We start from the raw sequence: 14,030 nt of genomic DNA on the forward strand, positions 1-14,030 counted from the left end.
ATATGGACGTTAGTCCTGCAAAAAAGTCTTATTTTACCTGTGTCAATGTATGGTGGAAGTTACTTTTTCATTCAACCTTTTCACATTTATCTTAAATAAAAAACTAAATTTGTGTCCCTTTTCACATTTTCCTTTGTGAATCTCCAGAAATTCTGGTACAAACGGACTGCCTCGCCATTTTCCTCTACTGCATCTGCATTTCCAGTGATTGTATTGTAGATCATGGCAAATGCCAGATTCTCCATTGCCCCGGCATATTACACTGGTTCCGAGGTAACTCCTGAAGTGACAGTTACCCACAGTGGTAAAACCCTGGTAAAAGACAGGGATTTCACTGTAACATACCACAACAACATTGAACCAAGCAGTTATTACAATTCTCCGTGGGTTGGAATTGATGGAATTGGAAATTACCAGGGGTATGTAACCAAATCCTTTACTATAAACAGAGCTGACATCAGCAGCTGCACGGTTACGCTTTCCGATGAAAGCCTTACCTACACAGGCTCCTCTTTACACCCAACCGCCACAGTAAAAAGCGGGGACAAGGAATTAACCCTGAACCAGGATTATTACGTTTCCTACAGAAACAACTGGGATGCAGGTACTGCTTCCGCAATCCTCACTGGAACTGGAAATTACACTGGTTCTGTTACGAAAGACTTTACCATTAAACCATTGGATATCAGCCGCTATTCCGCTTCCCTTTCCCAGTATTCCTACACCAGTGACGGAACAGAGAAATGCCCGGATGTTACCGTTACATACGGAGACAAGACACTTGCGGCAGGCACTGATTTCACAGTTTCTTATAAAGATAATGTGAAGGAAGGTACTGCTACTGTAACTATTACTGGAGCTGGAAATTACACCGGCATTATTAACACAACCTTTACAATCACAGCTGCTCCTGGCAAGGATGACTCGGACGCAGGAAAAGATAATCCTGGTAAAGATGACTCCGGTAAAGACGATTCCGGTAAAGATGATTCTGGTAAAGATAACTCTGGTAAAGACGATTCCGGTAAAGATAACTCCGGTAAAGATAACTCCGGTAAAGATGATTCCGATAAAGGCAACCAGAACAGCAGCATGAAAAAGGCGAAAACCCTTACCGTAAAAGGCTCTGCTACACGCGCAACCTTAAAGAAACTGGTTTCAAAGAAAAAATATTATGTACGGATCCGCACCTACAAAGTTGTAAGCGGCAAAAAATATTATTCCAAATGGAGTTCCAAAAAATCCGTAAAAATTAGATAATGTCAAATGCCAGGCAGCGTCTTTGAACGACGCTGCCTGGCATTTTTTCATAAATCTTCCAAACCTACCTGAAGATTCTATATTCTCTGTGTAACTATTCAGCACCTTCACAGTTACAACCTCCGCAAAATAGTACATACCTACTGAATAGTTATTTTTCTGTTTAAGTTTTTATCAACTCAGGAAATTCTCAATGATCACATTTTCCGCCTCAGCTTCCGTCATTCCAAGAGTTCTTAGCTTCAGAAGCTGCTCATCGTTAATTCTTCCAATAGCGGCCTCATGAACAATTGCAGCATCCACATGCTTCGCCTGGATTTCCGGGATAGAACCCACCTCTGCATGATCCATAATAATGGAATCACACTGGATATGTGCGTGACATTTGTTCTTTCCAACAGCCTTCGGATGGAAAACCTGGGAAGAGTTTCCCTTTCCAACAGAACGGGAAATAATCTGTGCAGAAGATCCCGCTCCGTTCATACAGACTTCAATATCAGACTCCGCTTTCTGCTCCCCATCTGTCATCAGACGTTCCAGAACAAACAGCTTGGAATCTGCATCCATTGAAACATTTGTGGTACGGATTGTGGAGTCAACACCTTTGATCTGAACGGTATCCAGCGTAAATACGGAGTTCTCTCCAAGCTCAATATTAGTTACGGGATTCAGCACTCTGCTTCCGGTTCCATTCCCCTCTCCATAGTGTTTTTCCTCGTAATGTACATTAGCATTTTTACCCACATGGAAAGTATGAATACCATCGTGACGACTGTCATTACAGCCACTATTGTGGATTCCGCAGCCTGCAACAATGTCAACATCTGCACCGTCTGCCACATAAAAATCATTGTAAACCAGATCGGTCATTCCAGATACACTTACCACTACCGGGATGAAAACCTTCTCTCCCTTTGTCTCCCCGTCAATGAAAATATCGATTCCCGGCTTGTCCTCTTTTTTCTTTATTTTGATATGTTCGCTGTCACCGTGACAGATGGAAATACCATTCTGACGGAGATTAAAAGCACCTTTCTGCGCAAAGCCTTCGCTGATCTTATCAAGCACACCCTGGGTTGTTTCTTCTACTTTAACCATCAACATTTTCCTCCTTCATTCAGACATTTCTGACATTTTTCCTGCTGAAATAAGGTTGGGAAAACGTCTTCTTTCGTACCATATTTCTTTACTTCACCGTCTTCAATTACCATGATTTTATCTGCCATATTGATGATTTTTTCCTGATGGGAAATCAGGATCAGGCACTCCTTTTTCTCACGATGAATCTCCTCAAAGCGCTTGATCAGCATGGAAAAGCTCCACAGGTCGATTCCTGCTTCAGGTTCATCAAAAATGCTTACTTTATGAGACTTCGCTAAAACTGTGGCAATCTCAATTCGCTTCATTTCACCGCCGGAAAGGGTTCCATCCAGCTGACGGTTCAGGTAATCTTCGGAACAAAGTCCTACAGCTGAGAGAAGGTCACAGCTCTCTTTTTCCGTTAAATTCTTTCCTGCTGCAAGAGATAACATTCTTGCCACGGTCATGCCTTTAAAGCGGGGTGGCTGCTGAAATGCATAGCCAATTCCCGCATTTGCACGATGATCAATATCGTATCCTGTAATGTTCTCATCATCCAGATAAATTTCTCCGCTGTTTGCTTTCTCAATGCCAGCCAGTACCTTGGCCAGGGTGGATTTTCCACCTCCATTTGGTCCGGTGATTACCAGCATTTCTCCATCCTGAACATCAAAACTGATGTGATTTACCAGACAGCGCTTTTTCCCCTCTTCATTCACTTCAAAAGTCAGGTTCTTTACTTTCAGCATATTCGTACCTCTTCTGTTAATTTTACATTACTGCTCCAATTGTGCCCGAAATTCCAGAAAAAAATTGCTTTTGAGCAGTAACGATTTTATCTCTTCTTGGACTGTACTCCAAATAAAAAAAATTGTCAACCACGACCTTCACAGCAACGCGCTTCGCGACGCACAGAAACACGAACCTTTTTGTGACAGGCACAAGAAATAGCGTTTGCTACGCAAACTTAGTTCTCTGGTTTTCTGTAAACTTTATCCACCAAAAACACCTCGCAGAGCGTTGCAAATGAATAGTAACAAAACTATACCATATTGGAGCAACTTTGAATAGCGCTCAGAAAATAATAGTATTGAATTTTCTCTTCTTCTGGTTTATAATCGACATATGTCGAAAACAAGGAGGTGACATATATGCCCAGACCGCCCAGATGCCGCAGAATCTGCCAGGCACCCCAATATGAAACTTTTTCTCCTGAAGAATGTCCCAGAGAGTCGGAAGCTGTCACTCTGACTCTGGATGAATATGAAGTCATCCGTCTGGTAGATCTGGAGAAGAAAACTCACGAACAATGTGCTGCCCAGATGGACATTTCCCGGACAACTGTCACGGAAATTTATGAAACTGCCCGGGAAAAAATTGCCCGGTGCATCGTCCTTGGACAGCGCCTTGTCATAGCCGGGGGAAATTACCGGCTCTGCGAAGGACGGGAGCATACGCGCTGCGGGAAATGCTGTTGCCGAAAGGAATCTAAACAGACTCCGCTTACCAGCTTAGACCTTTCACAGGAACTGCCAGCCGCTGACCGATTTAATAGTTCACTTCCCAAATCAAATTTACAAAATGAAGGAGATATCATTATGAAGATTGCAGTTACTTATGAAAATGGAGAAATTTTTCAGCACTTTGGACACACAGAAACATTCAAGATCTATGACATTGCAGATGGCAAGGTTGTAAGTGCCGAAGTAGTCGATACCAATGGAAGCGGTCACGGCGCACTGGCTGGATTCCTGGTTGCACATGGCGTAGATACCCTGATCTGCGGCGGTATTGGCGGCGGTGCCCAGAATGCACTTGCCCAGGCTGGAATCCGTCTTTTCGGTGGTGTCAGCGGCAACGCTGATGAAGCTGTAAACGCATTACTCGCAGGAAATCTTGGCTATAACCCCAATGTACATTGCGATCACCATGATCATGAAGCAGGTCACAGCTGTGGCGATCATGGCTGCGGAAGTCATTCCTGCCATTAATATCTGACACAGATTTAACCTAACGGTTAATCAGCTGTATTTATAAAAAAGACTGATATAACATACCGGACTCCAACAACCTCCTGAAGTACAGTATCATTTATATCAGTCTTTTTTATTATTTCTTCATGGCCACAAGCTCTCTTCGTGCAAACAATATCGCCAATGATAATGCCGCTGCATCTGCGATCGGTCCAGCATACATCACCCCGTCAATTCCCATTATTAATGAGAAAACAACGATCAATGGCAAAAGAAATAGCACCTGTCTGGTCAGGGACATGACGATTCCAAGCTTTGCTTTTCCGATAGATGTAAAAAATCCTGAGGACATTGGCTGAATTCCATTTGCAAAAGTCATAAACATAAATATCTTCAGATAGCGTTCTGCGAACTGGAAATAAAGGTCACTTCCTGTTCCGAAAATGCTCACAATCTGATGGGGAAATAGCTGGAAACAAAGGAAAAATATGGTGGCAATCACCGTACATGCAGTCACAGAATAACGGTATGCAAGCCTTACTCTGTCGTATTTTTTTGCTCCATAATTAAAGCCCCAGATTGGCTGACAGCCCTGGGAAATTCCAATACAAATCGCCATAAACACCTGATTTACTTTTGAAATAACTCCTACACAGGCGATTGGAATATCACTTCCATAGACAGATAAACCGCCATAATAACGTAAAATATTATTCAGTACAATCTGAACAACCGCCATAGCGATCTGATTAATACAGGACGCCATTCCGAGAGAAATAATAGCTTTCAGGCACTCTGAAGAAGGCTTTAACATGCTCATCTCCAGATACATTTTACGAAATTTTCCAAAATAAATAATCACCAAAATTCCGGAAACAACCTGTCCGATCACCGTTGCCCAGGCAGCACCCTTGATTCCCCAACCAAACCCAAAGATGAAAAGGGGATCCAGAATTGTGTTGATGATGGCACCTGTAAGAACACAGGTCATAGAATATGTGGGGCTTCTGTCTGCGCGGACAATATGATTGCCTCCAATGGATAATGCATAAAAAGGGAGTCCCACTGCTGTAATCCCAAGATAATCCACCGCATAGGGCATAACATCTGTCGTTGCACCAAATAAGCTTAGAAGCGGACGCAAAAACAGAAGTACTGCCACTGCCAGAATCACACCGGTAATCACCAGTGTGGAAAGTGCAGTTCCGGCTATGGAGCTTGCCTTCTTCTCTCTTCCGGCACCCATTTCCAGGTTATAGTTAGACGCACCTCCAATTCCCAGAAGCAGTGCCAACGCCGTTGCAATAGTTGTTACAGGAAATGCAACATTGGTAGCCGCATTTCCCAGCATCCCCACGCCCTGGCCAATAAAAATCTGGTCCACTATATTGTACAAAGCACTGACCAGCATGCTGATAATAGCCGGAATTGCAAATTTCCCGATCAAACCACCTACCGGAGCCGTTCCCAATGGATTTTGCTCCTGACTGATGTTTGTTTCTTCCAAAAAATCTCCTCCCCTGTTTAAAAGTATTTCTGTTTATTTCTCATAAATTCTGATATGAATCATAACAAATTCTGAAAAACGATTCAAGAATTTTATGCTCAAAAAGCCCAGCTGCATACACAACTGGGATTTTTGTATGAATATGGTTATTATTTCGCTATCTGTAGGCGCACTGCCATATACTCTTTCCCCGGCAGCTGCACGCGGAATTTACCTTTGTGGATACCTCCATCTGTAATAGTCATTTCCCAGGTATCGATAATTTCCACCTGATACTCTGTAGTATCATCAAAGTAGAAGTCACGAAAGCCCGGCCGCATGAAGGAATAATAGTAAATAAAATAATCTTTCCTCGCCGGGAAACCGGTAGCACGGCAGGCAACCTCATCCCATTTACAAGGCATTGGTTCCACACCAAGTCCCGGTGTTTCTTCCATGATTTTTGCAAGAAATCTAATACGATCCGGTGAGGTTCCGTGAAGAACGCCGCCATGAGACCACCAGAGAATACGATCCGGGCTGAGATAGGTTTCACCGTGTCCCGGATATCCTCCGCGGCAGAATGCCTCCCAGAATCTTCTTGTCATTTCCTCACCGCTGATATTTCCCCAGCCAAACTGAATGTTGCCCTCATAGCAGATTTCATCCAGAATTACAGGCTTATGATATTTCTCACGCCACTCATTTACCAGCTCGGAGGAACGGTATGTCTCTGTTCTCTGGATGCTGCAGTGGGTAATCCAAGGCAGGTTATAATCGTAATATGCCTTACAGTTATGAATGGATCTGAGATGATGGTAAGGATCCTTCTCACAGATAATGCCGGCATATCTTTCCCAATCAGAAAGAGTCTTCTCATGCATCAGATCATACTCATTAGCCAGGGACCACCATACATTTCGGTATGCGGAAAAACGTGCCAGCACATACTTCCAGTAACGGTCATCATCCTCTGCTTTCATCATGGAGAATCCCCATCTGTCGTATGGATGCATAACAATCAGATCAGCCTCAATTCCCAGATTCATAAGTGCCTGAATACACTTTTCAATATGCTGGAAATGGGCTGGATTGAATCTGGTAAAGTCCCAGTCATTGCCCGGAGCACAGCCATTATATTCCGCGAAATTATTCTCATTTAACACAGAGCTGTCGCAGGGTGTTCCCTCATAAGGATAGGTAATTGGCTCATGAAGGTTGTAGTCATAGTGCTTGGGAAAAATACAGAAGCGGATCTTATTAAAAGCATTTTCTTCCAGAGTTTTCAGTGTCTGCTTCTGCAATTCTTCGTTCTGCAGATTCCATACATAACATGTAGTTCCAATGCAGTGATAGGGTGTTCCATCCTCATAGGCAAGATAATAGGTACCTGCAACACGAACCGGACCATGGTTGTCTGCTGAAGGAGAAGTTACAGTAAAACTTCCGGTCAGTATATTTCTGACAGCACATTTTTCTGCTGCCTTCCCACCATCAGCAGTTCCTAGCTTATGTTCAGGCGCTTCTTCATCCGGCACTTCTTCCCCCGCGTTAATATCAAAGGAAGCCTCAATTTCAAAAGTATACTTGTCTGTAAAAGACGGCATAAATCTTACTTTATAAGCACCATCTCCATCATAAAAACCATCTACCGTTTTCTTCTCATTTTTACAGCAAAAAGTGCCTTTGATCCACTGATCACAAAATGGATTTCCCTCCTTTGGACCGCTTATGGTCACTTCAAAAATGCCCCATTTTTCTATTGTTTTTGCATAATTCAATTTCATTATTTCGTAATCCTTTCTATTTTTTTAGCTGCACTATGTTCGTTTCAATATAAATCTTTTTGAACAAAAACCCCCATGCTTTCTACTACCATAATACGCAGAAAACATGGGGGTTGCAATGCAATTTTCTTAAGAAAATGTATGAATTTATTATTTTAAAAACCGGCACTATTTCATCTCATTTTTTCCAAAATAGAACTGGAACTTTTCAAACATATCCTGAATTATAAATCTGTTATCGATCGTGTCATAAACACGTATTTCTCTTCCTTTTCGTCCTGACCATTCATAAAATCCACGGTTATCCAATTCATCTGGTGCTTTTTCCATATGGAACTTTCCCAGAGTATTGTTCATCATAAGCCCAACGCACACAGAATCTCCAAGCGACCATAATTCTCCGCCAAAAGAGGTGATTGCAGCGCCCTTTGACATATCACTGCCCCTGCTTCCGATCACATTTTCCGAAATACCGCCGCTTACTTCCATAGTATGCTTCACCAGGTATTCACCGATTTTTCCACATGGATAAACATGATTCAGCATTTCAAAAAAGCTGATTTTCATTGCGGTATAAACATTGAAAGGCACCTGCCACAGTTCCAGATCAGACTGGAAAAGCACTCTTACTGCATTCAGATCATTATTCTGATTAAACTCAAAACCACCCTCCGGATATGGTCTTCCACCAATCCAAATCACTACGACCTTCCGGGCAATCCGGGGTTCCATAAGGTATGCAGAGGCTATATTGGTGCAGGCTGCCTGTCCGCAGATAAACAGTGGCCTGGAATCGTCTTTCATAGCTTCTTCTACAATAAAACGGGCACCCTCACTGTCTACGGGAGTGTGAATATCCACCATTGCTTGTTTCGCACCATGAAGAACCTTGATGCCGGAATCTTCCACATCCATCAGGCTCATAACACGTTTAATTTCCTCGTAACTTTTCTGCTCCGAATCCGGCTCAGCGTAATGCTCTGCAATTATTCCACACATGTCAAATCTTGGTGTCATCAGCATGTGGGCAATGCAAAACTGGTCGTCGCATTCACAGCTGCAATCTGTGTCTGCGATCACACGAATCGATTTATCGGTTGGGAACGTAAGCGGTCTTTTTCTTAACATAATAACATCCTCCTGACTCTGTACTTCTTTTAACGGATATGTATTTTAAAAGCGGACATCTGCCACTTTAATCGTGCTCTGTCCGCTTTTACATTCTTCAGATCAACTCAAAACTTTTAAATTCAATGGAACCTTCTCCCTGATAAACAAACCACAGCCCGGTAGTTCCATCCGGAATCTGTACATCCTTATAACAGGTCGTCCAGTCGCTTCCCGGAGCATGGGCAACCTCAGCTACAGGATTTCCATCCAGTTCTGTTTTCACCAGGATTTTTCCTGCTCCTTTTCCCCTGGTTTCCACTCCGATCTGACTTAATTTTTTCATTTTAAAATACTTATATCCAGCCTGTGCACCATCCTGCATATTGGTAATATACTGTTCTTTTCCCTCTTCCCCATCCTGTGTGATATAAGGATGTTCCTGGGAAACCTGGGTATTTGCCACATAAGGGACTGCTCCATTTTTGCTCATCAGATTGCATGCAATTCCTGCATTATAGCTGCCTCTGCCTTTAAGCGGACCGCCATTTAAGCCGCAAGAAGTAATCTCCACCTGGGGAATACTTCCATCTGCAAGCATCTGGATTCTCTCTGCGCAGCCCTGTCTGGAATAGGGATTTCCATTGGTCTGTCTATGGTAAAAAACATACCACTGATCACCGATTTTTTCAATACCTCCATGATTGGTGCCTGTGTAATTTAATGGCTCAGTTCTTCCATTAATTCCAATATCTCCGTTTGAAATTATCACGCCTCTATACCGAAATCCACCGCATGGACTTGCAGATGTGGCGTAACACAACTCATGTCCATTTTCCGAAGAATACAAAAGATAATATGTTTCCCCTGCTTTACGGATAGATGCTGCTTCAAAGAATCCGTGTCCTTCAAAATCTGTTCCAACAGCTTCCTCACCAGCTGGAATAAACACATTCGGCCCTATTTTCACCGTCACCATATCTTCATCCAGAACTGTCACCATTCCTCCCGGAGCAGTAGGTCTTGCAAAGGAAAAACGCTTCGCCATCTCTCCTTCCGGCCGGAAGCCAGTGTACAGGTAAACCTTTCCATCTGTATCCACCAGAACTCCCGGATCATACTGAAAATAATCATCCTCCCGGGTTCCGAGCACAGTTCCATCTTCATAATGAACATTTCCATAATACTCATATTTTCCAGCCGGTGTATCGCAGACAGCTACTCCGATTACCCCGGAAAAATCAAAGGCATAATACAGATAATACCGTCCATCCGGTCCTTTTTGCACATCCGGAGCAAAAAGCCTGCGGTCTTTTGCATCCGGTAAGTATCTGTCCTGATCCTTCCGGTAGATTTCCCCTTCAAACCTCCAGTCAGTGAGGTCATCCACCGGTGCAGACCAGCACACGTAGTTTCTTACGCAGAAAGCCTTTCCGTTGAAACGGTCATGACTTCCATAGACATACACTCTGCTGCCAAAGACATGAGGTTCTCCATCTGGTACATACTCATAGCTGGGCAAATATGGATTAAAAACCTGTTTTTCCATGTTTTTCCCTCATCTCTTTTTACTGATTCGCAATTGCTGCTTTCATGATTGTTGCCTGTGCAGCTTCCTCATGACTGAACTCACCGGTGATTTTTCCATTGCTAAGTACAAGTATTCTGTCACTCATGGACATCAGCTCCGGCATATCGGAAGAAACCATAACAATAGATACACCTGCAGCAGCCAGTTCATCCATCATTTTATAGAACTCAGCTTTGGCTCCGACATCAATACCTTTGGTCGGCTCATCAATAAAAAGAATCTGTGGATTCTTCATCAGCCATTTTCCAAGTACTACCTTTTGCTGGTTACCACCGGAAAGATTCACAACCATGGTATTCATGGAAGGGGCTTTTACCCGCATTCTGTCAAAAATAGCTTTTGCTTTTTCATTTTCCACTTTTCGGTCAATAAAATGCTTCTTCGGAAGATCATACAGGGAAATCAGACTTAGATTGTGAAGAATATTCATGGTCTGAATAAATCCGGTACGCTTTCTTTCCTCTGTTACAAAACCGATTCCTGCTTTGATGGCATCTTTCGGACTGTTGATGGTCACTTCTTTTCCATTGATCTTTACTTCTTTATGAACGCCCTGTACCAGTTCGCCGAAAATTGCACCCAGAGCTTCACTTCGTCCAGCTCCCACCAGACCGCCAATTCCAAGGATTTCACCTTTTCTTACGGAAAAGCTGATATCGTCTACAATGTTTCGATTATCAATAGTAGGATGAGGAACGGAAAGATGTTTCACCTCAAGAGTTGGCTCACCGATCTGATGCGCACTCTTCACATACATATTTTCAACCTTACGTCCGATCATTCCCTGAACCAGAGTTTCCTGATTAAATTCACTGATATCTCCACTGGTGATCACATTTCCATCACGAATAATGGTAACGCGGTCACAGATACGGAAAATTTCTTCCAATTTGTGAGAAATGTAAATACAGGACACACCGCTTTTCCTCAGATTTTCCAGGAAATTCATAAGAATATCAACCTCTGAATCTGTCAAAGCTGTAGTCGGCTCATCCAGAACCATAATCTTCGGATGCGCTGCCATTGCACGTACAATGGACATCAGCTGCAGCTGTCCGCTATTCAATGCTCCAGCCGGAGTTTTCGGACTGATCTGAAGCCCAAGCTGATCCAGAAGATCCTGTGTATCTTTATATAATTTTTTATAATCTACCCAGCCTTTTCCAGGCAGGTTTCCTACAAAAATATTCTCAGCTACACTTGCTTCGTACATGGCGTTTACTTCCTGGTATACCATTTCAATGCCAATCTTCTTCGCATCAGAAACAGATGCAAAGCTTTGTTTCTCACCGTTTACCCAGATTTCGCCTTCATATTCTTTATTGGTATAGCTTCCGCTTAATACCTTCATCAGAGTGGATTTTCCGGCACCGTTCTCTCCTACGATTCCCAGAACCTCACCTCTTTTTACATTGATAGAAACATCATTCAGCGCAATGACACCAGGAAATTTCTTGGTCACATGCTTCATTTCCAGAATTGTATCACCCATTTGTTTCCTCCTATCACGCCTTGGACATCTTGGTACGTTTGAAAATATCAATCAGCAAAGCGATAATCAGAATTGCTCCATATACTACGTTCTGCCATGTGGTCGGAACACCCATAACCAGAAGTGCATTGGTGATGGTTGCAAAAAGAATACATCCAAGTAAAGAACCTGTTACAGTACCTGTACCTCCTCGAAGGCTTGTTCCACCAATAATACAGGATGCAAGAATTGTAAGCTCTGTACCGCTTCCGGCTGTAAGCTGCGCGCTTGCAAATCTGGAACAATGAAGGCATCCTGCTACTGCTGCAAAAACACCAACCAGAATGAACAGCTCGGAATGTCTTCTCTTAACATCAATACCTGCAAGGTTTGCGGTCTCCGGGTTTCCTCCCACAGCCAGTGTGGCACGGCCATATTTGGTTCTGTTCAGGATCAGCTGTCCTGCCACGCCAATTACAAGAGCATAAATAATTGTGATCCAGATGCTTCCGCCAACGCGTGTTTTTGCGATTGCCTGGAAACCATCAGAGATACCACTTACCGGATTATTATTTGTGATAACAGAAGCGATACCTTTTACTACATAAGAGGTTGCCATGGTTGCAATAAAACCAAGCATTTCAAATTTTTCAACAAGAATACTGTTCAGTACACCTACTGATGCACCTACTAACAGGGCAAGCAGAATGGAAAATACAAGAGGAACACCATTTGTCTCTGCAATTGCTGCGATCAGACCACCCAGTGTGGTGGTTGCCGCGATGGAAAGATCCATTCTTCCGGATGCAAGCAGGAAAGTAAGAGGAACTGCAATCATCGCGTTGAAGCTTGATGTTCTTAAAATATCAAGAATATTGCTCATTCTGAGGAACGACGGATTCACAATCATCGCTACGATTACCAGAACTACCAGTGGAAGTATTACGCTGATCTCTTTAATCTGAAAAAGAGTTTTTATTAATGAAGGTTTCTTTTTTTCCATAATTTCTCCTTTTTGGCTCGATTTATGCCGAATTTTTGGTATAAAATACCCCGCCGTAAGGCGGGACATCATTTGCGAAACACCGTAAACGGTTCTAAACGAAGCTTATTTTTTTATTAGTTTAACTCAATTCCGTTCTCCGCGCAGTAGCTCTCCACTTCATCCGGAAGTACCCAAATCTTCTCTGCCGGGTTGCTGTAATCATAGTCCTCACCATTTAAAATTTTCTGTGCTACATAGCAGAAGTTTTTACCAATACCAACAGAGTCTACAGAAGAGGTTGCCATTAAATCACCATCCAGTACACGGTTAAATGCATCAGCTGTAAGCTCAAGACCTGTAGCAATGAATTTGCCCTCTAAGCCGTTCTCATCTACGAACTGAGCTGCTCCAAGTGCAGCATAAAGGTCTACACTTGCTACTGCATTCAGATCCGGGTTTGCAAGATAGAAAGCACTTAATTTGTCCTGTGCAGTTGCTGCATTGCTGTCAGTTGCTGCAATGTCAATCTCGTTGACCTCACCGTCAAAGTTTTCAGCAATTGCATCTGCAATACCCTGTCTGTTCTTCAGCTGGGAAGCATTGTCTGTTGTTGACATCAGGGTTACATAATTAATGGAATCGTATTCCAGCTGTTTTGCAAATTCTGCAATTTTTTCCCCCTGTGAATATCCACTTGCATAGGAGTCGATTCCTACGAATGCATCACAGTTCTCTTCTCCAACATCTGTAAGGGAAATCAGTTTCACGCCATCCTCTTTGGCACGGCTGATCACGTCACCGTACATATCAAGATCATTGATTTCCATGCAAATAGCGTCATATCCCTGAGTCAGTGCGTTCTCAGCAAGCTGAACCATCTCAGAATCGTTTCCTGCATTCTGTGGAGTCCAGTAATCACCTTCCCAGCCAAGCTCCTCACAGGCTTCTGTAAATCCTTTCTCAATGTTTCCCCAGTAAGAGCCACCGCTCTGTACACCAATTGTAACGATCTTAACTGTATCATCTGCCTGTACTGCCACAGATGTCATTCCCATCATGGATACTGTCATAACTGCTGCCATAGCTGCTACTGCTAATCTTTTTTTCATTTTAAATTCCTCCCTGGATTTCCTTTGTTTTTCTTTTGTTTATTTTTTCGTTTCGATTTTGCCCGTGCACGTTACTTATCTTTTCCGCGGCTTTATCAGATTTGTTTCGTGCTCGTTCACTTGATGGCTTGATGATAACAAATCAACTTGTCTCTGTCAATACCCTTATATAAAACTGTCA

The 14,030-nt window shown here is 43.0% G+C and carries 12 protein-coding genes; 1 reads left to right on the forward strand and 11 read right to left on the reverse strand.

Annotation, left to right across the window (positions count from 1 at the left end):
- Positions 1-86: 86 nt before the first annotated feature.
- The 4 genes from AB5170_RS12065 to AB5170_RS12080 form a co-directional block, all read right to left on the reverse strand.
- Entirely contained in the window at positions 87-224 is a 138-nt protein-coding gene (locus AB5170_RS12065) for a hypothetical protein (RefSeq protein ID WP_368365070.1), read from the reverse strand.
- Positions 225-552: 328 nt separating this feature from the next.
- The gene (locus AB5170_RS12070) at positions 553-1,083 is read right to left on the reverse strand and encodes a pentapeptide repeat-containing protein (RefSeq protein ID WP_368361601.1); all 531 of its coding nucleotides are present in this window, start codon (positions 1,081-1,083) and stop codon (positions 553-555) included.
- A 351-nt stretch (positions 1,084-1,434) separates the two neighbouring features.
- Entirely contained in the window at positions 1,435-2,358 is a 924-nt protein-coding gene (locus tag AB5170_RS12075) for a SufD family Fe-S cluster assembly protein (RefSeq protein ID WP_118577643.1), read from the reverse strand.
- The gene (locus tag AB5170_RS12080; protein ID WP_173718622.1) at positions 2,358-3,089 is read right to left on the reverse strand and encodes an ABC transporter ATP-binding protein; all 732 of its coding nucleotides are present in this window, start codon (positions 3,087-3,089) and stop codon (positions 2,358-2,360) included. Before AB5170_RS12080 ends, AB5170_RS12075 begins: the two co-directional genes overlap by 1 nt.
- 402 nt (positions 3,090-3,491) lie before the next feature.
- On the opposite strand from AB5170_RS12080, the gene AB5170_RS12085 reads away from it, so the two are divergent.
- Positions 3,492-4,331, forward strand: coding sequence for a NifB/NifX family molybdenum-iron cluster-binding protein (locus AB5170_RS12085; RefSeq protein WP_195589344.1), 840 nt, complete (start codon positions 3,492-3,494; stop codon positions 4,329-4,331).
- A gap of 118 nt (positions 4,332-4,449) precedes the next feature.
- On the opposite strand, the gene AB5170_RS12090 is transcribed toward AB5170_RS12085, so the two are convergent.
- The 7 genes from AB5170_RS12090 to AB5170_RS12120 form a co-directional block, all read right to left on the reverse strand.
- The gene (locus AB5170_RS12090) at positions 4,450-5,820 is read right to left on the reverse strand and encodes an MATE family efflux transporter (protein ID WP_148461482.1); all 1,371 of its coding nucleotides are present in this window, start codon (positions 5,818-5,820) and stop codon (positions 4,450-4,452) included.
- Positions 5,821-5,969: 149 nt separating this feature from the next.
- Entirely contained in the window at positions 5,970-7,586 is a 1,617-nt protein-coding gene (locus AB5170_RS12095) for a DUF5605 domain-containing protein (RefSeq protein ID WP_368361585.1), read from the reverse strand.
- 168 nt (positions 7,587-7,754) lie between these two features.
- A complete protein-coding gene (locus AB5170_RS12100; protein ID WP_294422698.1) occupies positions 7,755-8,714 on the reverse strand; it encodes a nucleoside hydrolase in 960 nt (319 codons plus the stop codon).
- 97 nt (positions 8,715-8,811) lie between these two features.
- Positions 8,812-10,242 carry a family 43 glycosylhydrolase gene (locus AB5170_RS12105; RefSeq protein WP_294422696.1) on the reverse strand — a complete coding sequence of 477 codons (1,431 nt, stop codon included), beginning with the start codon at positions 10,240-10,242 and terminating at the stop codon, positions 8,812-8,814.
- A gap of 19 nt (positions 10,243-10,261) precedes the next feature.
- The gene (locus tag AB5170_RS12110; protein WP_368361586.1) at positions 10,262-11,776 is read right to left on the reverse strand and encodes a sugar ABC transporter ATP-binding protein; all 1,515 of its coding nucleotides are present in this window, start codon (positions 11,774-11,776) and stop codon (positions 10,262-10,264) included.
- 13 nt (positions 11,777-11,789) lie between these two features.
- Positions 11,790-12,758: an ABC transporter permease gene (locus tag AB5170_RS12115; RefSeq protein WP_226814898.1), complete on the reverse strand. Its 969-nt coding sequence runs from the start codon at positions 12,756-12,758 to the stop codon at positions 11,790-11,792.
- A 116-nt stretch (positions 12,759-12,874) separates the two neighbouring features.
- The gene (locus AB5170_RS12120; RefSeq protein WP_226814899.1) at positions 12,875-13,849 is read right to left on the reverse strand and encodes a substrate-binding domain-containing protein; all 975 of its coding nucleotides are present in this window, start codon (positions 13,847-13,849) and stop codon (positions 12,875-12,877) included.
- Positions 13,850-14,030: the final 181 nt, after the last annotated feature.

The sequence above is a fragment of the Ruminococcus sp. RTP21484sp1_RTP21281st1_A8_RTP21281_210402 genome (assembly GCF_040914025.1).
GTDB classification, from domain to species: Bacteria; Bacillota; Clostridia; order Lachnospirales; family Lachnospiraceae; genus Blautia_A; species Blautia_A faecis.

Coding starts and splice junctions, on each gene's coding strand:
- AB5170_RS12085 (WP_195589344.1), top strand. CDS start 3,492: ATGCCCAGACCGCCCAGATGCCGCAGAATCTGCCAGGCACCCCAATAT.
- AB5170_RS12115 (WP_226814898.1), bottom strand. CDS start 12,758: ATGGAAAAAAAGAAACCTTCATTAATAAAAACTCTTTTTCAGATTAAA.
- AB5170_RS12100 (WP_294422698.1), bottom strand. CDS start 8,714: ATGTTAAGAAAAAGACCGCTTACGTTCCCAACCGATAAATCGATTCGT.
- AB5170_RS12105 (WP_294422696.1), bottom strand. CDS start 10,242: ATGGAAAAACAGGTTTTTAATCCATATTTGCCCAGCTATGAGTATGTA.
- AB5170_RS12095 (WP_368361585.1), bottom strand. CDS start 7,586: ATGAAATTGAATTATGCAAAAACAATAGAAAAATGGGGCATTTTTGAA.
- AB5170_RS12075 (WP_118577643.1), bottom strand. CDS start 2,358: ATGGTTAAAGTAGAAGAAACAACCCAGGGTGTGCTTGATAAGATCAGC.
- AB5170_RS12120 (WP_226814899.1), bottom strand. CDS start 13,849: ATGAAAAAAAGATTAGCAGTAGCAGCTATGGCAGCAGTTATGACAGTA.
- AB5170_RS12080 (WP_173718622.1), bottom strand. CDS start 3,089: ATGCTGAAAGTAAAGAACCTGACTTTTGAAGTGAATGAAGAGGGGAAA.
- AB5170_RS12065 (WP_368365070.1), bottom strand. CDS start 224: ATGATCTACAATACAATCACTGGAAATGCAGATGCAGTAGAGGAAAAT.
- AB5170_RS12110 (WP_368361586.1), bottom strand. CDS start 11,776: ATGGGTGATACAATTCTGGAAATGAAGCATGTGACCAAGAAATTTCCT.